This window comes from Mucilaginibacter sp. 3215 (genome assembly GCF_050433785.1).
Classification (GTDB): Bacteria; Bacteroidota; Bacteroidia; order Sphingobacteriales; family Sphingobacteriaceae; genus Mucilaginibacter.
This window is the reverse complement of the sequence record NZ_JBNPWO010000029.1, coordinates 1-20,718: the sequence shown is the minus strand read 5'-3', so window position 1 is coordinate 20,718 and position 20,718 is coordinate 1. Positions and strand designations below refer to the sequence as shown.

Here is a 20,718-nt window from a genome sequence, read left to right as displayed (position 1 = left end):
GAATAAGTAAGCAAAAGCTATTCTTACAATATAATTACTATTTTTAGACAATTACTAACAACCTGAATTGTGGATAAAAAGCTTGATCTGTTAAGGCTAAAACGTCATGAAGCCATGCAGGGCGGAGGCCCGGTACGTATTGAAAGTCAGCATAAAAAAGGAAAATTAACGGCACGTGAGCGTTTGCATTTTTTATTGGATGAAGGCTCGTTCCAGGAGATAGGCATGCTGGTTACCCATCGCTCCATTGATTTTGGCATGGAGAAAGAAAAATATCCCGGCGACGGTGTTGTTACAGGTTATGGCACCATAAACGGGCGGCTTACCTACGTGTTTTCCCAGGATTTTACGGTTTTCGGCGGCTCGCTTTCCGAAACCCATGCCGAAAAGATCTGCAAGATCATGGATCTCGCCCTTAAGAATGGCGCCCCCCTTATCGGCCTTAATGATTCGGGCGGTGCGCGCATCCAGGAAGGTGTGGTATCCCTTGGCGGTTATGCCGACATTTTTTACCGCAATACCATGGCATCCGGCGTTATTCCGCAAATCTCGGCCATTATGGGGCCATGTGCAGGCGGTGCGGTTTACTCACCAGCCATTACCGATTTTATTTTAATGGTTGAGCATACCTCATACATGTTTGTTACCGGGCCTAACGTAGTAAAAACGGTTACGCATGAAGTGGTAACCTCCGAAGAACTGGGCGGCGCTAACACCCACGCCAGCAAATCGGGCGTTACTCATTTTGCCTGTGCCAATGAAATAGCCGCCATTCAGCATATCAAAAGCCTGCTGAGCTATATGCCTCAGAATTGTGAGGATAAAGCTCCTGCCGCTCCCTACGAAAATGGCGACGAGCTTAGGTCCGAGTTAAACACCATCCTGCCGTCCATCGCCTCGCAACCCTATGATATCCGTGAGGTTATTGATCACATTATCGATAAAGCTTCGTTTTTGGAAGTGCATAAAGATTTTGCCGAAAACATTGTGGTGGGCTTCGCGCGCCTGGCTGGCCGCAGTATTGGCATAGTCGCCAATCAGCCCGCTTTTTTGGCCGGGGTTCTGGATATCCATTCATCAACCAAGGCCGCCCGTTTTGTGCGCTTTTGCGATTCCTTCAACATTCCGCTGCTGGTGTTTGAAGATGTTCCCGGCTTTTTGCCCGGCACCGACCAGGAATGGAATGCCATTATTACCAATGGAGCTAAACTGCTGTACGCTTTTTGCGAAGCCACCGTTCCGCGTGTTACTGTAATTACGCGCAAGGCTTATGGAGGCGCTTATGATGTGATGAACTCCAAACATATTGGTGCCGATATGAATTTCGCCTGGCCATCGGCCGAGATTGCGGTAATGGGTGCCAAAGGGGCCGCCGAAATCATTTTTAAACGGGAGATCACGAAGGCTGAAGACCATGAAGCCAAGTGGCTGGAGATGGAACAACTGTATTCCGATACCTTTGCCAATCCCTACCGCGCTGCCGAACGCGGATTTATCGACGAAGTAATTGAACCCGCCGAAACGCGAATTAAGCTGATCGCGGCATTTAAAATGCTGGAGAATAAAGTGGTAAATAACCCAAGGAAGAAGCACGGGAATATTCCTTTGTAGGTTAAAGGCGAACGGTAAAAGGGCAAAGGTGTGCATGCCCGTTTTTTCTGGCGCAAGTATTGTAGGGCTGCCAGTGCAGGGATTACTTGTGCCTTTTAGCCTATCCGCTGCCATTAAAAGCTTTGCGTTTGGCGAATTTGAAAAAAACCTTTTACCTTTCGTCTTTTACCTTTCACCTCTAAAAAATGGCTGAAATCTCTATCGAACAAATCCGTCCGGAGCTTACCTGGCGGTTAAGGCAACGTATCTTATATCCCGAAAGCAAGCTTTATGAAATGGAGATGGAAGAGGATAATCACGGCTATCACTTTGCTGCTTTTAAAGATAATCATATCATAGCGGTAGTATCCCTCTTTAATAAAGGGAACGATTGGCAGTTTCGCAAATTTGCTGTTGATGAAACCATGCAAAACATGGGAATAGGCCGTGCGGTATTGCAGTATATTACCGATTTTGTCCTTGTAAGCGGGGGGACCCGCCTGTGGTGTAACGCAAGGTTATCGGCCATTCCATTTTACCTCAAAGCAGGTTTTATTCACACAGGTAATTTCTTTTCAAAAAATGGTTTCGATTATGAGATCCTCGAAAAAGAACTTACTCCTTCTCTAAATCAGGAATAATTGCAGTCGCCTTAACGTTTTGTTGTTTTTCGTTCGATAATTTTGCTGCCTTTAAAGCTTCTTCAATGTCGCCCTGTGCTTCATATAACACTGCCAAATTGTAAGCCGCGTGGCTGGCCAGTTTAAGATCGGGCCCATCAATAATAGGATTCAGTATTTTAAAGGCCTCATTATATCGCTTTGCTGTCATGTGGTTAATAGCAACCTTCAAGCTGTCGTTATCAGCATATAATTGCCGCTGATTGGTTAATGTAGATGGCAGATAATCCTTTATCGCGTCAATAGCCGCATTACCTGCCGACTGGCTTATGGCCGCACCATTGCCTTTTACCGTAGGATGTACAAGCAAGGCAGCAATTATACCGTAATAACGGCTCTCTGAATGAAAATCCTTCGCTTTCCCTCTAAGAACTTTAAAATACTTGCCGTTGCTTTCGTATAAAGTAAAGCTTGTATTAACCACCGTGGTATATACTTCCATGGTATCAACAAGCTCTACGGGGATATCGGCACTAAGCGAGTCAAGCGTTAAAACATAGTTGGCATTGTATTTTTCGGCAAGTGTTTTTATTGGCGTGGTATCTGCAATCAAATTAACGGAGTCGGCGAGTACTGTTGTTTGGATGCGGGGCAGCATATCAAGCTGTTTGGCTACCGTTGCAATAGCGCTGTAAGCGCTGCCTTTAAGTACAGCGCGTTTGCGTTTATTTTTATTAGCTACCGAGTCAACAGTAAACCTGTTTACTACTACAATTTTGGTTTCGTTATGCCCCAATTCCAATTTAGGGGCGTAATTAACCGGTACTGTAATTTCATAATTTACACTGCAGGCTGGCAAACCCATGGCAACGAGCACACAAATGGCAAATAAGTTTTTCAAGGTATTTGTAATAAGGTTGGTTTAAGTTTTGAGGACTTTACTCTTTCATCAAATCAACAATAATAGCTTTGGCAAAATCATTCGGTTGCTTTTGGTTTGAGACCTTAGCCACCTCAAGTGCGGCGTCAATATCTCCCTGCGCTTCATAAACCACCGCAAGGTTGTAAGCAGCTCTGCTGGCCAGTTTTAGGTCGGGCCCGTCGATAAGCGGGTTTAGTATCTTGAAAGCCTGATCAAATTTTCCGGCTTTGATCAGTTCTACCGAGCTGCTCAACTGATCGCCATTGGTATACAGGGGCCTGTCGTGGTAATCGGTATACGGCAGGTAATCCTTAAGCGCATCCAATGCCGAATTACGGATAGCATCAAATAAAGGCCCGCCGTGGGCAAGTAAGCTGGATGCATTGCCATAAGCATTATTGTCATTTATTTCAGCTTCGCCGTTTAGCTTTTTAAAGTAGATGCCATTGGCTTCATAAAGGGTAAAACTGGTTTTAACCACCGATACCCGGTAAACAGACGGTACGCCGTTGTAATAATCCTGCTGTAATTTGGTTTCGCCTTTAAAATCCTCGAACGCGAGCACGTAAGAAGCGTTGTATTTTTTTGCCAGAAACTTCACCGAATCGGTATTGGCTGTAAAGTTAACCGAATCAACCAGTTGTACAACTTTTACACCGGGCAGCGCATGCAGCTGTACAGCTGCATTGTTTATAGCGGTATAAGCGGCGGCTTTAAATGTAGTTAATACGCGTTTATTGCGGTTACGGGTCGAATCGGGCATGTAGTGGTTAATGACCACGATGGTTGTTTTTGCTCTGTTAAAATTCAGCTTCGGCGCGTAATCAACCGGAACATTTACATATTGAGGTACGCTGCATGCTGCTAAAAAACAAGCTGCAAATAAGATACAAGTTAGCCTGAATAGTTTCACCTTATTAAAAATTAAATATCGCGGAAAGGTATAACATAAGCATGAATGCTTTATGAAATAACCGGTCATTTTTGTATCAAAACAAAACAACGCTTTTATTGTGACTAAATATTTTCAAAAACGTTTAATATTGATTTTATATAATTGATTTACTGCTTATATGCGGCTTAATTTTAGTGCAATGTCATGAGCTTTATTATATTTGCTGTATTACTACATTTAGATTGAAAACATTAATTCAATATGGCCAAAAAGAAATCTGACGCCCCACAGCATACGTCTGTTGTAAACGAAACTTCACTCGCTTTTTTTGAAAAATATATCAACAACCCCTCACCTACAGGTTTTGAATGGAAAGGCCAGGAGCTTTGGCTCGAATACCTGAAGCCCTATATTGACACCCATTATGTTGATAATTACGGCACCGCGGTTGGTATCATCAATCCAAAAGCCGATTACAAAGTGGTTATTGAAGCTCATGCCGATGAAATTTCATGGTTTGTGAACTATATCACTAACGATGGCTTGATATATGTTATCCGCAATGGCGGTTCCGATCATCAGATAGCGCCTTCAAAACGTGTAAATATTCATACCGATAATGGCGTGGTTAAAGCTGTTTTCGGTTGGCCTGCTATCCACACGCGCCTGGGCGGTGATAAAGAAGAAGCGCCTACTCTTAAAAATATCTTTTTAGATTGCGGCTGCACCTCAAAAGAAGAAGTTGAAAAACTGGGCATTCATGTAGGTTGTGTTATCACTTACGAGGATGAATTTATGGTGCTTAACGACCGCTATTATGTTGGCCGCGCGCTTGATAACCGTGCAGGCGGCTTCATGATTGCCGAGGTAGCGCGTTTACTTAAAGAAAACAATGTAAAACTTCCTTTCGGTTTATATATAGTTAACGCAGTGCAGGAGGAGATAGGTTTACGTGGCGCCGAAATGATAGCGCATAAAATTAAACCCAATGTGGCTATTGTTACTGATGTTACGCATGATACCCAAACGCCAATGATCAACAAAATTACCCAGGGCGACTTAGCCTGCGGTAAAGGCCCTGTTGTGTCATATGCCCCGGCAGTACAAAACAACCTGAATAAGCGGCTTATTGAAAGTGCTCAAAAAGCGGGCATACCGTTCCAGCGTCAGGCATCATCACGGTCAACAGGGACCGATACCGATGCCTTTGCTTACTCAAATGATGGCGTACCATCGGCATTAATCTCATTACCTTTACGTTATATGCATACCACCGTCGAGATGATCCACAAAGAGGACGTTGATAACGTGATCCGTTTGATATACGAGTCTTTGCTAAACATCCAGGCCGGTCAGGACTTCAGGTATATTAAATAACAAAAAGTTTATATAGCATATAAAACAATCCGGGCAAAAATCCATTCACCTATAATAATTACTCTTAAAATAGCTTTTAACAAATACCCCCGATACTATCTATGAAACCAACCTTACTGATATTGGCCGCAGGGATGGCCAGCCGTTACGGCAGTATGAAACAAGTTGATGGCTTTGGCCCCAATGGCGAAACAATTATTGATTATTCAATATATGATGCTATAAAAGCAGGCTTTGGCAAAGTGAGTTTTATTATACGCGAAGAGTTTGCCGAAAACTTCAAGGCGATTTTTGAGCCTAAACTTGCCGGCCGCATTGAAACAGATTATGTATTTCAAAGCTTTGATCTTAAACCATTTGGCATCGATAAAGAGATTGAACGCGCCAAACCATGGGGTACCGCTCATGCCGTACTTGCTGCACGTAATCAAGTAAACGAGCCTTTTTGTGTGATCAATGCCGATGATTACTATGGTTATGATGCATTTGAAAAAATGGCTAAATTTTTAACCACCGAAGTTAAAGACGATCTGTATTCACTGGTAGGTTACCAGATTGACCGTACCCTGTCCGACTATGGCTCAGTATCACGCGGCGTTTGTAAGGTTGATGATAATGGTAACATGGTGGAGATTAATGAGCGTACCGAGGTTTATTTTAAAGAAGATGGCAGCGTAGCTTACAAGGATGCTACGGGTGAGCATGCGCTTCCTAACGATACCCGTGTATCAATGAATTTCTGGGGCTTTACACCGGCTATCTTTAAGCAAAGCGAGCAGATGTTTGTAGACTTTGTGGCTGCAAACGAAAACAACCCCAAATCAGAATTCTTTATTCCGCTGGCCGCTGATCAGCTGATCAAAAATGGTACAGCCTCTTTTAAAGTAATCCCAACCGGCTCAAAATGGTTTGGTGTTACGTATAAAGAAGACAAACCTATCGTTCAAAAAAGCATATCTGACCTGGTAGCTAACGGTGTTTATCCCGAAAAACTTTGGGAATAAAATATTTGCTCTTTAAACAAAAAGCTCCCGTTCCAACCGAACGGGAGCTTTTTGTTTGATATGACCGGACTAAATTAGTCCTGGTAAATAAAGAATGTTTTTTGATCGCCGTCTTCGTAAACATGCAGGGTTTTCTTAACCACCTGGTTATTGGTTTTAATTTCCATAATGTAATCACCATCTTCAAGATTGGTTAAAACATAACCCCTTTCAACATCGGTTTTGGTTGATACAACATCTTTTAGCAAAAGTTCATTTTGTTTGCTGTAAACGCGTACGAATGAACGGCCGTTTTCTGATTTTGCAAGCGTTAACTTAATACCGCGGTCGTGGTCAAGGGCTTTAAAGGTAACAACCTCTTTAGCTTTAGGGGTTACATCGGCGGCTTTAGCTGCTGTAGTAGCAAATACACCTGCGCTTAATAAGAAGAATAATGCTGATAATTTTATTGAAGTTTTCATGATTTTGAGCTTTTAAGTATGTTAAATATTTTGTGTTTGTTATTTTCAATGATCAAATGAACAACATTAATTTTAACTGCTAAAAAGTGTTATACCAGCACCGAAAAGATATAGACCAATACCCAAAAGCATTCGGCAAACACCAAAAACGCACTAATTATCAGTATTTTACAAGTTGGTCGAAAATTAAAGGGTGTTGATCGGGCAGGAAAGCGGGTTGGTCGTTTTCGGGGATGAAATAGAAAAACCCATGCAACGTTTTTGAAGCTCAATTAACAACCATGTCGTTGCGAGGAGCCGCACGGGAAGAAGCCCCTGGAGCGACGTGGCAATCTCGTAGCTATACAGATCGGACTTGCATTGGCTACGAGATTGCCGAGCTGCGCAATGACATTGTTTCTATTTGTTTTCCAAAGCAACTTTCCCCTTCCCAATACCTATGGTTACAAACGAGCGAGAGTTAAATGAAAGAGGAAAATCCGTTGACGTTTATCTCAAACTCACATTTTACAAAACCAAGCATAACAAACGGCGTTGCCTTTAAGTACCAGATCTATCCGGGTACATCAAAGGCATGAATTTAGAAATTGCAGGTAACGTACAGGGCTTTAAACAACAGGAGGGCGTGTTAACAATTAAAACCGCCGAAGCCGAAGCGAGGGTTTATATCTATAGCCCTACAATTATCAGGGTAAGCATCAGTAAAAATTTCAACCCGGATGATCCATCCTTTGCGGTAATCAGGCAGCCGCTGGCCGATTTCGATTTTGACGAATCATCGGCCAATATTGATATTACTACATCCGCCTTAAGGCTCAGCATCCGGAAATCGCCACTACGGTTCAACTTCTTTACTGCAGATGGTATTTCATTAAGCGAGGATGACGCCCGCTTTGGTACCAACTGGCAGGGCGAACGAGTGATTTGTTATCGCCGGTTGTTTGAGGGTGAAAGGTTTATTGGCCTGGGAGAAAAAACTGGTAACCTCGACAGGCGTGGCGCGGCCTACGTAAACTGGAATACCGATGCGCCAAACCACACGCCCGAATCCGATCCGTTGTATAAGACCTTTCCTTTTTTTATAGGATTGCATAGCGGGTTAACTTATGGTTTGTTGCTCGACAATACCCATAAAAGCTACTTCGACTTTGGTGCATCCACAGATGATGAAACAAGCTGGTTCGGTGCCGATGGCGGCGATTTGAATTACTACTTTTTTGGGGCACAAGGTGTTGCCAAAATAATTGAAGATTATACCTGGCTTACCGGCAGGATGGAAATGCCGCCGCTCTGGAGCCTGGGCTATCAGCAATGCCGATGGAGTTATATGAGTGCCGATGAAGTGTTGAACATCGCCCAAACCTTCCGCAAAAAACAGATCCCTGCCGATGTAGTGTACTGCGATATCGACTATATGGACGATTTCAAGATCTTCACCTGGAACAAAAAAACTTTCCCTAAGCCCAAGCAAATGCTTGATAAACTAAAGGCGATGGACTTTAGGCTGGTTACCATTGTTGATCCGGGGATTAAGGTTGAAGAAGGTTATAAGGAATACGATGAGGGTATTGAGCAGGATTATTTTGCCAAATATCCCGACGGTGAAAATTATACCGGCTATGTGTGGCCGGGCCGCTGTCATTTTCCCAATTTTTTCAGGGAAGAGGTACGCGAATGGTGGGGAGCAGCATTTACCGCTCTTACCCAACCCGGCGTTGAAGGTTTCTGGAACGATATGAACGAACCCGCCGCCTGGGGGCAAAATATCCCCTGGATAGTAAAGTTTGGAGATAAGTTTATGCCGGAAATGCGTAATGCCTATGGCATGCAAATGGCCCGCGCCACTTATGATGGCACAAGAAAGATCATGGGAAACAAACGGCCGTTCGTACTTACCCGCGCCGCCTATTCGGGCACGCAGCGCTATTCGGCCGTGTGGACGGGCGATAACACCGGCACCGATGCCCATATGCTTTTAGGACAACGGCTGGTAAATAGTTTGGGTATTACAGGTATGAGTTTTATCGGGGTGGATATCGGCGGCTTCAGCGGCAATCCTACGCCTGAGCTCATGGTACGCTGGAACTCACTGGGTGTATATACCCCAATGTTTCGCAATCATGCCATACAAGGCAGTAAAATGCGCGAACCATGGGAATGGGGCAAGGATAATGAACAGATTATTAAGAAGGACATTGAACAACGGTATAAACTCCTTCCCTACCTGTACAGCAGCTTTTATCAATCAACCCAAACCGGCCTGCCGGTAAGCCGCACATTAGCTATTGAGCACAGTTTTGACGAGAATGTTTTTGATGAGCGTTTTCAAAATGAATTTATGTTTGGCGACGCGATACTGGTTGCTCCTGTTGAAAGCACTAAACTAACCGAAGATGTTTACCTGCCCCAGGGCTCATGGTATAGGTTAAGCAGCGATAGGTTTTATGAGGGAGAACAGATTGTTAATGTTCAAGCGCCATTGACCGATCTGCCGGTATTTGTAAAGGCAGGCGGCATTATCCCTATGCAAAGTGTTGTACAAAGCACCAATGAAAAAGGTGACGGTATTTTACAAATTCACATCTGGAATGGCAGGGAAGCAAATAGTTTTATTTATTACGAAGATGATGGCGTATCATATGATTATGAGCAGGGTGTTTATTATAAACGTGTTATCAGTTTCAATCCCATAGAAAATAGCCTTAGTTTGTCATCAGTTGAAGGCTCATTTAAATCGAGGTTTATGCAGTTGAGATTTGTTTTGCATGGTTTTGATAAGGTTAAGCTGCAGGAAGAAATAATAGAGAATAAAAGTGGAGAGATTGATGTGAAATTATAAGTCTCATGGTTGACGCAGCCGAATGGCAGGCGCCCCAAACAGGCTCGCCTGCCATTCGGTCTCAGATAGGTCTGGTAGTAATAGAAAATTTAAGGAATGGCGGGCTCCAGCGGAGTCTCCAAATCGTGGGCGAAACATTGGCTAACCTTTTGCCCTTATTCATCGTTCAAAATGGGTATGAACAACATTATAGTTTTTCTGCTCCTAAATATTTTCAAAATTTCTTTAATTAATTGATAATAAGTTAAATTTGTGCGGAATTAAAATCCTAAACATGAAACACAAGTACAAAATTATAGTATTGCTGCTTGCCGGTATTACTGCCATTTACACCTCGTGCCATAAGCTTAACATGGCGCCGAACAATCAAAGCACAGTAAGTAAAAAAGAAGCGAGTGTGCAAGTTGCGCAGAGCCTTGTTGGTATTTTTAACCCCGAAAACGGCGGGTTTGATTTTAAGAGCGGTTTAAGTATGCCAACCGATCTATCTCTGAACAAAAAAGGTAAGATCAAAGTACAATCTGTTGATCCTCAGCCACAATGCGGCGCCAAAATGGATACCACGATAGCATTTAATTTAGATCAAAGTGATACTTCTAAAATTGATATCTGGGCTAAAGTTAAATATGAGCTTACCTGTACCAATGGAGTGCCTTCAGGTGTTACCGCTAATGATAGTTTAAATATGACTATGGTAGGCAGCGGTTTTACAATGGTTTTAAGAATGGGTGAAAACCTGGTACTCAGAAGCCTTAATCCGGGTGTTGAACACGCACAATACTCTTTTGATGGCCCTGTGAATTATTATGCCAGGGTTAACTACACCAAACCTACAACAGACCAGCCAAATGTTGAAGGCACGTTTAACTATAATTTTAAATCAATTGTTGTTGATCCAACAAAAGATCCCGATTTTATTTTAAGCGGAAGTGCTACCTTTTCGAGTAAAGGAAGTATTGGAAAAAATGTCTGGAACTATAAAGGAACCATAACGTTTTTAGGAGGGCACAAAGCTAAAATTACTATCGACGGTACTGTTTACACTGCCGATCTGATGACCGGGGAAGTTAACTAAATTCGTTTTAAAATATGTGAGGAGCCCTGCCCCCTAACCGGATGCAGGGCTTTTTGTATGCTATGGTTTTTTAATACGGCATACATTTTATCGCCTGTGGATTTGATAAAAAAACGGGGAATATTTTCTACATATCTTTCCTCGAAACGGGGAAAGCAGGCAGCGGGTGTGTTTTGTGTTCCATTGCTATCAGCAAGTATAAATCTTTACTGTTTTATTAAAAAGGAAAATAAGCCTAAAAAATAGGCATCACGGGCGTTTTTGGCGAATTTTTTTACCTGTGGTATGCTTATTGCCAATTGAGGCAAAGAGATCTAAACTTTATCTTATACGTTTATGAAACTAAATCTACGCAGTGTATTACCTTTATTAGCAGGTGTGGCAGTTCTTTATTCAGCCTGTACAAAAACAGGAATTAATGTAAAATCCGATCCGTCAACTGTAAAAGCAAGCGATAATGTAGCCAGTTCGGCAATTGCAGATAACCTGGCAAAATCGTTGGCCGGTTCATTTGGAGGGGCCAGCCTTAACGACGGTGTTACCCCCTCAATCAATGCCTCATCAAAGCTTAAAGTACAGAGTACTTATAGTTGCGGTTTTTATATTGATACCAGCCTGAACCGTGTATTTAATCAAGGTGATACTTTAAAAGCAACCAAAACAGGCGGTACCAAATATTATTTTATTTGTGACGGCAACAAAACTGTTGGTTATGATTCGGTTGATTCATTAAACACGGTAGGCAGTGGTCCGGGTTATTCATTCGTTTACAATATTGTGCAGAAATATAAGGTTAGAGGTCTTAACACCAATAACTCAAACTTCTCGCTTGATGGCCCGATGAAAGCCTATGTTGATAACGAATACACTAAATACAAAACGTTTAGCAGGGTGCATAATACCTACGTGTTCACTAACCTGTATGTACATGGCAACGACAAGTTTGATATCAGCAGCGGCACAGCTACTTTCCGTTCGGAAGGAAAAACAAACGGCGGCGGCTGGGATTACAGCGGCACCATTGTTTTCCTGGGCAACCACAAGGCAAAGCTGACTTTCCTTAATAAAATTTTCTTAATTGATTTACTAACCGGTAAATCAACACCTGCATAATCACGATCTTTCAATCAATCAATTATGCCCTGTGCCGGTTTCCGGTACGGGGCTTTTTTGTGCCTGAAACAATAACTTATTATATTGCCGTCCCAACCTGTTGCTCCCCCTTTAGGGCGCCGGGGGGATCAATCATGAAACGCCTCCTATCAAACCTAACTTTCCAGGTACTTATTGCCATTGCCCTTGGGGTAGTAGCCGGCTTATACGTTAAAGGCTTTGCCCCGACTGCCGAGCTCATCAGCAAAACGTTCATCAGTCTGATCACCATGCTGATTGCGCCCATCATATTTTTAACTATTGTGCTGGGCATAGCCGGCATGAACGATATGAAAAAAGTGGGCAGGGTAGGCGGTAAAGCTTTGTTGTATTTTGAGATCGTAACCACGTTCGCACTTGTAATCGGTGTTACCGTAGCCAATATTATTAAACCGGGTGCCGGCTTTGAAAACCATGCTGCAAAAATGGATACCGGCAAATTAGCCGTATACGAAAAAGCTGCCGCCGAAATGCACTGGGGCGATTTTATTGCCCATATAGTCCCCTCAAACATGTTTGATGCTTTTGCCAAAGGGGATATTTTGCAGATCCTTTTTTTTGCGATACTGTTTGGTTTTGGGTTAAGCCGGATGGGTAAAAGTGGCGAAGCGGTTATTCAGCTATTTGATAAGCTTTCGAAAGTGTTTTTTAATATCATGAAGATAGTGATGAAGGTGGCGCCGATAGGGGCTTTTGCAGGGATGGCCTTTACGGTGAGCAAATATGGCATCCAAACACTAAAACCATTGGCCCTGTTGATGGGCTCGGTTTACCTGACCATGTTCCTGTTCATATTTGTGGTATTGAATATTATTTGCCGGCTGTTTAAATTCAGTCTTTGGGAATACCTGAAATATATCAGGCAAGAGATCCTGATCGTGCTTGGTACATCCTCGTCCGAATCGGCATTACCGGCCATGATGGAGAAAATGGAAAAGTTTGGCTGTTCCAAATCGGTGGTAGGTTTGGTGATCCCCACGGGGTATTCTTTTAATTTGGATGGCACTACCATTTATCTTTCCATGTGCGTGATATTTTTGGCGCAGGTGTTTAATATTCCGCTTTCGCTGGGGCAGGAGCTAACCATAATTGGCATCCTGATGATCACCTCCAAGGGAGCGGCAGGTGTAACCGGAAGCGGTTTTATTGTGCTCACCAGCACGCTCACAGCCATCAAAATAATCCCGGTAGAAGGTTTGGCGATATTGATAGGTGTTGACAGGTTTATGTCGGAAGCGCGGGCCATTACCAATGTAATTGGCAATGGTGTGGCGACAATTGTGATTGCGAAGAGTGAGGGGGAGTTTGTTGAACAGGAATGATTTCGGATTTCGGATGTTCGATTTCGGATTTTTTTATTGGGATTACACCGATTGATTTTTGATTACGCCGATTTTGTCTGAACCCGAATTAAACGAATTGTTAGACTTTATTGAATTGGCTTTTCATTCTGTAAATTCTCAAATCCTGAAAATTCTGATTCAGACAAATGCGTTAAGGATAGTAGCGGATACCGGCCAATGAGCGTAATGCCTGCAGGCGTATGAGCGAATAGCCTGGGCCGCAGGCAACGCCCTATTTTTAGTTTACAGTAGATAGTTTTCAATTGGCAGTTTTATTCAACGGGAACTTTATAATCATAAAAAATTTAAAACACATAAACACCCTATAACCACATCCAATCCCCTTAAAAGTCACTTTTATGTTAACATATAAATTTAGATTACAATAGGGTTTGACATTCGGGCAAAAACTTTAGCTTTGCCGTACTAAAACGAAAAAACCAATGAGTGTACTCGTAAATAAAGATTCAAAAGTTATTGTACAAGGTTTCACCGGTAAAGAGGGTTCATACCATGCCGAGCAAATGATTGCTTATGGCACTCAGTTAGTTGGTGGTGTTACACCAGGCAAAGGTGGTCAAACCCATTTAGACAGGCCGGTTTTTAACACGGTTAAAGATGCCGTTGTGGCAACCGGTGCCGATGTATCCATCATTTTTGTACCCCCTGCTTTTGGTGCAGATGCTATTATGGAAGCTGCTGAAGCCGGCATTAAGGTTATTGTTTGTATCACTGAAGGGATCCCTACAAAGGATATGATCGCGGTAAAAGAATATCTTACCGATAAGGACGCGCGCCTGATTGGTCCTAACTGCCCTGGTATCATCACTGCCGATGAAAGCAAAATTGGTATCATGCCTGGCTTTATCTTCAAAAAAGGTAACGTTGGCGTGGTTTCAAAATCAGGTACTTTAACTTATGAAGCGGTTGACCAGGTGGTTAAAGCCGGTTTGGGTATCACTACAGCTATCGGTATCGGTGGCGACCCAATTATTGGTACACCAACCAAAGAAGCTGTTGAATTATTAATGAACGATCCTGAAACTCATGGTATAATCATGATTGGTGAAATTGGCGGAAATATGGAAGCCGATGCTGCCCGCTGGATCAAAGCGAACGGTACTAAACCTGTAGTAGGTTTCATTGCTGGTCAAACTGCGCCTCCGGGCCGCCGTATGGGTCACGCAGGTGCTATAGTAGGTGGTGCTGATGATACAGCTGCTGCTAAAATGAAGATCATGGCCGAGTGCGGGATTCGCGTAGTTGAGTCGCCTGCTGAAATTGGCGCTGCCATGGCTGAAGAACTGGCTAAGTTAGCTTAATGCTTAAGGCGGAAAGCCGAAAGCATTAAGCTTTATAATATTTGAAAATCCCGGTCATGTTTGGCCGGGATTTTTTAGTTTAAGATGATTACTTCTTAAATCTCAAAAAACATGTCATTGAGGAGGAACGACGAAGCAATCGCATGCTATACAGTGCGGTTATGCCTCCGTGCGATAGCCACGCTGCGTTCGCAATGACATATTTTATTAACAGTATTCAAATAGATGAAATAGCTCAAAGCGATACGGATTCTGCAATTCAGATTCAGACAATTTTTCCGTATCTATGTATATGGTCAAAAATCTACTTAAATCCGCCTTTGCCCTCTTGTTGGCTACAGTAAGTTACACCTCCACTGCCCAACCCTACAAGCCCGCAATGTTTACTGATCCCGACAGGTTAAAAAAGATCCAGGCTACTTTTCCGGTAATTGACCAGCTTTATAAAAAATATGCTGAAGATAATCACTGGCCGGGATTGGTGTATGGCATTGTGGTTGATGGTAAGCTGGTACATACCGGTGGCTTAGGATATACCGATATTGATGCCAGGATCAAGGCCGATTCATCGTCGGATTTTCGGATCGCCTCCATGACCAAAAGCCTTACCGCTATGGCTATCCTAAAACTAAGGGATGAGAGCAAGCTAAAACTTGATGATCCGGCTTACCTGTACATCCCCGAGATGAAGGGGTTGAAATATTTGACCAAAGATGCGGTCCCTGTAACCATAAGGCACCTGCTTATGCATACAGCAGGTTACCCGGAAGATAACCCATGGGGCGACAGGCAACTTGGAGTTAGTGATGATGAACTCCTGGCGCTATACAAAAAAGGCATTTCGTTTTCCAATAATCCTGGTCAGGGCTATGAGTACAGCAACCTTGGTTTTGCTACGCTGGGATATATCATCAAAAAAGTATCGGGCAAAACTTACGAGCAATACATCACAGATAATATCCTTAAACCGTTAGGTATGATACATACCTATTGGGAATATACTAAAGTACCCAAAGATAAACTGGCGCATGGTTACCGCTGGCTTGATGGTAAATGGGTTGAACAGCCTCTGCTGCATGACGGGGCTTACGGTGCGATGGGCGGCCTGATAACCACTATTGAGGATTTTAGCAAATACATGGCTGTGCATATGGATGCCTGGCCCCCGCGCGATGATGCCGAAGCCCTGCCAGTAAAACGTAGTTCTATCCGGGAAATGCAGTACCCCTGGGATGTGAATTATTTAACTGTAAATGCCAAAACAACCACGGGCAGACCATGCCCCAATGTCAGTGCCTATGCCTACGGCCTACGTTGGGCAAAGGATTGTGACAACCGCGTATACATTGGTCATACAGGGGGCTTACCGGGTTTCGGCAGTCAGTGGAATATCTTGCCGGAGTACGGTGTGGGCGTTGTTTCATTTGCCAACCTGACCTATGCCCGTGCTGGTTATCCCAATAACCAGGCTCTGGATACTTTACTGGCTCTTTCGGGTATAAAACCACGGCAATTGCCGGCATCAGCCATATTAGAGCAACGTAAAAATGATCTGCTTAAAGTTATTGCTGATTGGAGCAAGGCTAAAGAAAGCGGCATTTTTGCTGATAACTTTTTTATGGATTATTTCCCCGATAAACTTCAAGCAGCCGCAACTGAAGCTTTTGCAAAAACAGGCAGAATAATAAGCACAGGCAATGTGGTGCCCGAAAATCAATTACGTGGCTATTTTATTATCAAATGTGAAACTGGAAATATCAAAGTGAGTTTTACACTTACACCCGAAAACCCACCATTGGTGCAGGAGTTTCATTTTGATGTGGTGCAATAAGCAATTGTTAAAATCACGTTTTCTGCTTCTTTAACCTTGCGCTCGTTTGCAATGAGCACTTAATATGATTTGGCAATTGCATCGCTCGTGCGTTATAAACGCAAGCCCAGGTTACACACTCGTTGCAAACGAGCGAGATCAGGATAAAATTTTGATACCGGTCAGTTACTTATCAAAAAGGGCAATTTTCGATTTGAAAATTGCCCTTTTTTCATTCCATTTTGAGGCCGACCTACGTCTTCGCGAAATTGATTTATGATACAGCCTCTTTTTTGTTTAAGGTCGTTATGGTATATTTATGGATAAATGAAGCAACCCAAGGTATACACTTTTAAAAATAATAAGCTTACAGGTGAGGTGATTATTATGGCCGTTAATGTTGCTTTAATTATTTTCATTGTTATCAAAGTTTACCAGCATCCATTAATTGCGCTGTTTTTAGCACTTTTGCCGGCAACGTTTCTTTACTTCCAGGTTTATGTTGTTAGGGTGATAAATCAGTTTAATGAATATGATCGAGGGAAACAGTTAATTATAAGTGACGGCAGAGAAGTGGCCACTTTAATATATCAGGATCAAACCCTTGTATTAAACAGGGCTGATCTTGTTAGGGTTGAGCTGTATGAGCAAAAGGATATGGGTAAGTTTGGGAAGTATGATTATATGGTGATTTATACCATTGATGATAAAAAGATACTCATTACCAAATTTACAGTGCCTTCGCTATTATATGATAAGATAATAGAAACGTTTTTAAGCAAAGTACCCCGGGTTTATTTTAAGAAGCAGTTTAATTATATAGACCAGCAAAAATTCCCGCAGGCAGGTCTTTTTTGAACTTGCATCTGTTTATGACGTGAGTTTATTATGAATACCAGTTAAAAAAACATGTCATTGCGAGGAGGAACGACGAAGCAATCGCATGCTATACAGAGCGGCTATGCCTCCGTGCGGTTGCCACGCTTCGCTCGCAATGACATTTTTATTATACATCTTTTAAAAGCAATCACGTTTTCTGCTTTTTCTTCTTAGCAGCTGGGAACAGCACATTGTTTAATATCAGCCTGTAGCCGGGGGAGTTGGGATGAAGTTTCAAATCTGTCGGCGGATCATTTACAGCATGCTGGTAATCTTCAGGGTCGTGGCCGCCGTAAAAGGTCCATTGGCCCTTGCCGTATTCGCCGTGAATGTAACGGGCTTCATTGGCGGTTTTCATTTCGCCCATGATGGTAACGCCGGGTTTGAGCATGCTTTTGTTGTAGGCCGTGGTTAAGCCCATAAAACCTTTTATTACTTTGTCATGATCCTGCGTAAGCATGCTCGGCACAACATCCCATTTGGCCGAAAAATCAAACAACGTAAAGAAATCCCGGGTACGATCAACCTGGCGGGTGGTGGTAACGTCGATATTGCTGAAGGAATGCGAAATGGGGTTCATATCCAGCGTAAAATTCTGAAAGGCGAACGTTTGACTAAAATCGAGTTTGGATTGCGCGTCCTGGTCGGCAGCATCACCGTCGAACATACGTTCGCAGATATCTGTATTAGCAGCCGATAGTGCAATGTCAAAAGTATCGGTACCTGAGCACATGGCAAACAGGAAGCCGCCGCCTGCGCAAAAATCTCGGATGTTTTGGGCTACGGCCAGCTTCATTTTTGATACCTTGCTAAAGCCCAGTTTATGGGCCATGGTCTCCTGGATTTTGATATCATCGGTATACCATTGCGCGTAACGGAAGGCGCCATAAAACTTGCTGTATTGCCCTGTAAAATCCTCGTGGTGCAGGTGCAGCCAATCATACTTAGGCAGTTCGCCGTGGATCACCTCTTCGTCGTAAACTACGTCGTACGGAATTTCGGCATATTTTAAAACCAAGGTAACTGCATCATCCCAGGGCAGCTTGTTTTTGGGGGAGTAAACCGCCATGCGGGGGGCTTTCTCCAGTTTAACCAGGTCCATATTTACCGATGGATCGCTTACTTCGGTAATAATTTCGGTGGCTTTGGCATCGGCAATAACTTCGTAGCTTACCCCGCGGATCTTGCACTCTTCCTCAACTTTTTGCCCGTACTTCATCATGAAACTGCCACCACGATAGTTGAGCAGCCAGTCGACTTCTTCGCCGTTTTTGAGCACCCAGAAAGCTATCCCGTACGATTTCAGATGGTCCTTTTGCTCATCATCCATAGGGATTAAGATAGATGCAGCCCGCGACGTTAAAGGTAAAAGGTAAAAGGCGAAAGGTAAAAGGAACTTTAGCTTTATAAGTAATAGACGAAATGTAAGAGGTGAAAAGTTATTGCCTGATGAATTATTCACGATCCTTGTTAATTTGTTTACTGCCGGGTTATCAAATGTAACGAATAAAGGGCTAATGTATTTTAACCATTTTTAACACATAAGGGCTTCTGGCTTTATGCATGTTGTTTTAGCTTTATGGCGTTGTTAAATCTGGGCCTTAAATGAGTTTATCTGTTATTGTCAGAAATATTTTCCTTGTCGGTGTTTTATTAATATCCTGTTTGGCCGCGCACGCGCAGAACGGAAGTTCGGGTATGCGCCTCAATCGTGATGCGTTGATTAAAAAGCTTACAGAAGCCGACAGCAGTCTTGTTTTTAAGCAGGACACAGATATCAGCCTGCTGCCAAATTTTGTCGCCACAGATGCCAATGGAAGCCGGGCCCAGCTAATTGGCAAGCCCGATGAGCTGGCAATAGTTAAATGGACTTACGTTTTTACCGCCGACGAAAAAGTGAACCTTGCCGAACTGCAAAAACTGGCCTGGTTTGCCAATACTTTGGGTGATCAGGAAGGACTCGACTGGTTTTTTGCCCAACTGGCCGAATTGGGTAAAGATTATAAAAAGCCGCTTTCGGAAATTAAAATGTTTGATTCAAAAAGAAAAGGCGAGATTAGTTATTCGCCAAAACAAAGATTACTTACCATGACTTTTACACCCTGGTAATTAATAAATATTCAAACCTTTCACCTTTAACCTTTCGCCTTTAACCTTTTTCTTTAATCCTCAATTTTATTACCTTTGCCAACTGTTTTCTAAAAAACAAAAACATGAGCAAAGCAATAATCAAAACCGAAAAAGGCGACATGACCGTAGAGTTTTACGATCAGGATGCCCCTAATACCGTTGCTAACTTTAAAAAATTAGCAAAATCAAACTTTTATGATAACGTGATCTTTCACCGTGTTATCCCTAATTTTATGATTCAGGGCGGCGATCCAACCGGTACCGGTGCTGGTGGCCCAGGCTACAAAATTGATTGCGAGCTTACCGGCAACAACCAATACCATGACCGTGGTGTGCTTTCAATGGCACATGCAGGCCGCAACACTGGTGGTTCACAGTTTTTCATCTGCCACAATCGCACAAACACTGCCCACCTTGACCGTAACCACACCGTTTTTGGTAAAGTGATTGAAAATGTTGACGTTGTTGACGCTATTCGCCAGGGAGATAAAATTTTAGGAATCGAAGTTATAGAGGATTAAGTGAATAGTTGATAGGGCGGGTGATTTACCTGTTATTACGTAAATCATTCGCCTCATCAATCCTACTAACAAAAAATATATGAATTTACAGGGAATTGTATCGGTATCAGGAAAACCGGGTTTATGGAAAGCTTTGGCACAAAATAAAACCGGCTATGTGCTGGAAAGTTTAGATGCACAGAAAACAAAACTGATAGCCAACCTTTCTACAGCCAAATTAGCTGCTTTAAGTGAGATCACCATTTTTGGTGTTGAGGATGATATCAGGTTAACTGATGTGCTTGAGCGCATGAAGTCAGCATCAAACATACCTGACGTTAAAGCCGACGGTAAAGCGTTGCGTACCTTCTTTTATGAAGTAGCGCCAGATCATGATGAAGAAAAAGTTTACTCATCAGACATTAAAAAGGTAATATCCTGGTTCCAGATATTAAAGCCCCTTCCAATTTTTGAAGAGGCCGATCCAACCCAGGCACCCGCCCCGGTTGCAGAAGAACCGGTTGCCGAAGCAGTAACTGCTGAACCGGAAGCCGAGCCAACAACTTCAAAAGCAAAAGCTAAAAAAGCAACAAAAAAAGCCGAATAAATCGGCTTTTTTTAGTTATAGCGATTCCCATCGCCCTGCGTGCTTTAAATGATGTCGTTTCGAAGCCTGGAAGGATGGAAATTGTGAAGGCAAGGCTGAGAAATCTCCTATGATGAAAATCTGCTACAGAAAGGCAAAAAGTCCTAAAAAGCGTGGTAATAGATTATATAAAGTTATAATATATAAATGACT

The 20,718-nt window shown here is 42.9% G+C and carries 18 protein-coding genes; 14 read left to right on the top strand and 4 right to left on the bottom strand.

Going from position 1 to position 20,718, the window contains the following annotated elements; translation table 11 throughout:
• Positions 1-69: 69 nt before the first annotated feature.
• Both ABIC84_RS26635 and ABIC84_RS26630 read left to right on the top strand, forming a co-directional pair.
• Positions 70-1,611, top strand: coding sequence for an acyl-CoA carboxylase subunit beta (locus ABIC84_RS26635; protein ID WP_429265527.1), 1,542 nt, complete (start codon positions 70-72; stop codon positions 1,609-1,611).
• Between the two features lie 185 nt (positions 1,612-1,796).
• Positions 1,797-2,231 (top strand): GNAT family N-acetyltransferase, encoded by a 435-nt coding sequence (locus tag ABIC84_RS26630; protein ID WP_426581819.1) that lies wholly within the window; start codon positions 1,797-1,799, stop codon positions 2,229-2,231.
• Here the strand turns inward: ABIC84_RS26630 and ABIC84_RS26625 are convergent.
• Positions 2,206-3,111 carry a DUF6340 family protein gene (locus tag ABIC84_RS26625; protein WP_429265526.1) on the bottom strand — a complete coding sequence of 302 codons (906 nt, stop codon included), beginning with the start codon at positions 3,109-3,111 and terminating at the stop codon, positions 2,206-2,208. The two genes, ABIC84_RS26630 and ABIC84_RS26625, sit on opposite strands and share 26 nt — an antisense overlap.
• A 37-nt stretch (positions 3,112-3,148) precedes the next feature.
• Positions 3,149-4,045 (bottom strand): DUF6340 family protein, encoded by an 897-nt coding sequence (locus ABIC84_RS26620; RefSeq protein ID WP_429265525.1) that lies wholly within the window; start codon positions 4,043-4,045, stop codon positions 3,149-3,151.
• A 243-nt stretch (positions 4,046-4,288) separates the two neighbouring features.
• On the opposite strand from ABIC84_RS26620, the gene ABIC84_RS26615 reads away from it, so the two are divergent.
• Entirely contained in the window at positions 4,289-5,404 is a 1,116-nt protein-coding gene (locus tag ABIC84_RS26615) for a M42 family metallopeptidase (protein WP_429265524.1), read from the top strand.
• Positions 5,405-5,505: 101 nt separating this feature from the next.
• Positions 5,506-6,408 (top strand): nucleotidyltransferase family protein, encoded by a 903-nt coding sequence (locus ABIC84_RS26610; protein WP_426581811.1) that lies wholly within the window; start codon positions 5,506-5,508, stop codon positions 6,406-6,408.
• A 74-nt stretch (positions 6,409-6,482) separates the two neighbouring features.
• On the opposite strand, the gene ABIC84_RS26605 is transcribed toward ABIC84_RS26610, so the two are convergent.
• A complete protein-coding gene (locus tag ABIC84_RS26605; RefSeq protein ID WP_426581809.1) occupies positions 6,483-6,869 on the bottom strand; it encodes a hypothetical protein in 387 nt (128 codons plus the stop codon).
• A gap of 574 nt (positions 6,870-7,443) precedes the next feature.
• Between ABIC84_RS26605 and ABIC84_RS26600 the strand changes: the two genes are divergently transcribed.
• The 7 genes from ABIC84_RS26600 to ABIC84_RS26570 all read left to right on the top strand — a co-directional run bounded on the left by ABIC84_RS26600 (position 7,444) and on the right by ABIC84_RS26570 (position 17,268).
• Positions 7,444-9,708, top strand: coding sequence for a glycoside hydrolase family 31 protein (locus ABIC84_RS26600; RefSeq protein ID WP_429265523.1), 2,265 nt, complete (start codon positions 7,444-7,446; stop codon positions 9,706-9,708).
• Between the two features lie 274 nt (positions 9,709-9,982).
• Positions 9,983-10,783 (top strand): hypothetical protein, encoded by an 801-nt coding sequence (locus tag ABIC84_RS26595; RefSeq protein WP_429265522.1) that lies wholly within the window; start codon positions 9,983-9,985, stop codon positions 10,781-10,783.
• Positions 10,784-11,119: 336 nt separating this feature from the next.
• Positions 11,120-11,896 (top strand): hypothetical protein, encoded by a 777-nt coding sequence (locus tag ABIC84_RS26590; RefSeq protein WP_429265521.1) that lies wholly within the window; start codon positions 11,120-11,122, stop codon positions 11,894-11,896.
• A 134-nt stretch (positions 11,897-12,030) separates the two neighbouring features.
• A complete protein-coding gene (dctA, locus tag ABIC84_RS26585; protein WP_429265520.1) occupies positions 12,031-13,257 on the top strand; it encodes a C4-dicarboxylate transporter DctA in 1,227 nt (408 codons plus the stop codon).
• A 464-nt stretch (positions 13,258-13,721) separates the two neighbouring features.
• Entirely contained in the window at positions 13,722-14,600 is an 879-nt protein-coding gene (gene sucD / locus ABIC84_RS26580; RefSeq protein WP_090534235.1) for a succinate--CoA ligase subunit alpha, read from the top strand.
• Between the two features lie 292 nt (positions 14,601-14,892).
• On the top strand, positions 14,893-16,431 hold the full coding sequence (locus ABIC84_RS26575; protein ID WP_429265519.1) for a serine hydrolase domain-containing protein: 1,539 nt from the start codon (positions 14,893-14,895) through the stop codon (positions 16,429-16,431).
• 306 nt (positions 16,432-16,737) lie between these two features.
• Positions 16,738-17,268 (top strand): hypothetical protein, encoded by a 531-nt coding sequence (locus ABIC84_RS26570; protein ID WP_426581792.1) that lies wholly within the window; start codon positions 16,738-16,740, stop codon positions 17,266-17,268.
• 169 nt (positions 17,269-17,437) lie between these two features.
• Here ABIC84_RS26570 and ABIC84_RS26565 read toward each other — a convergent pair whose 3' ends face one another.
• A complete protein-coding gene (locus ABIC84_RS26565) occupies positions 17,438-18,619 on the bottom strand; it encodes an asparagine synthetase B (protein ID WP_218117107.1) in 1,182 nt (393 codons plus the stop codon).
• Positions 18,620-18,894: 275 nt separating this feature from the next.
• On the opposite strand from ABIC84_RS26565, the gene ABIC84_RS26560 reads away from it, so the two are divergent.
• The 3 genes from ABIC84_RS26560 to ABIC84_RS26550 all read left to right on the top strand — a co-directional run bounded on the left by ABIC84_RS26560 (position 18,895) and on the right by ABIC84_RS26550 (position 20,526).
• Positions 18,895-19,398, top strand: coding sequence for a hypothetical protein (locus tag ABIC84_RS26560; protein WP_139160067.1), 504 nt, complete (start codon positions 18,895-18,897; stop codon positions 19,396-19,398).
• Between the two features lie 104 nt (positions 19,399-19,502).
• Positions 19,503-19,940, top strand: a complete 438-nt coding sequence (locus ABIC84_RS26555) for a peptidylprolyl isomerase (protein WP_090534226.1) — start codon at positions 19,503-19,505, stop codon at positions 19,938-19,940.
• A gap of 79 nt (positions 19,941-20,019) precedes the next feature.
• A complete protein-coding gene (locus tag ABIC84_RS26550) occupies positions 20,020-20,526 on the top strand; it encodes a DUF5606 family protein (protein WP_090534224.1) in 507 nt (168 codons plus the stop codon).
• The last annotated feature ends 192 nt before the right edge of the window (positions 20,527-20,718 follow it).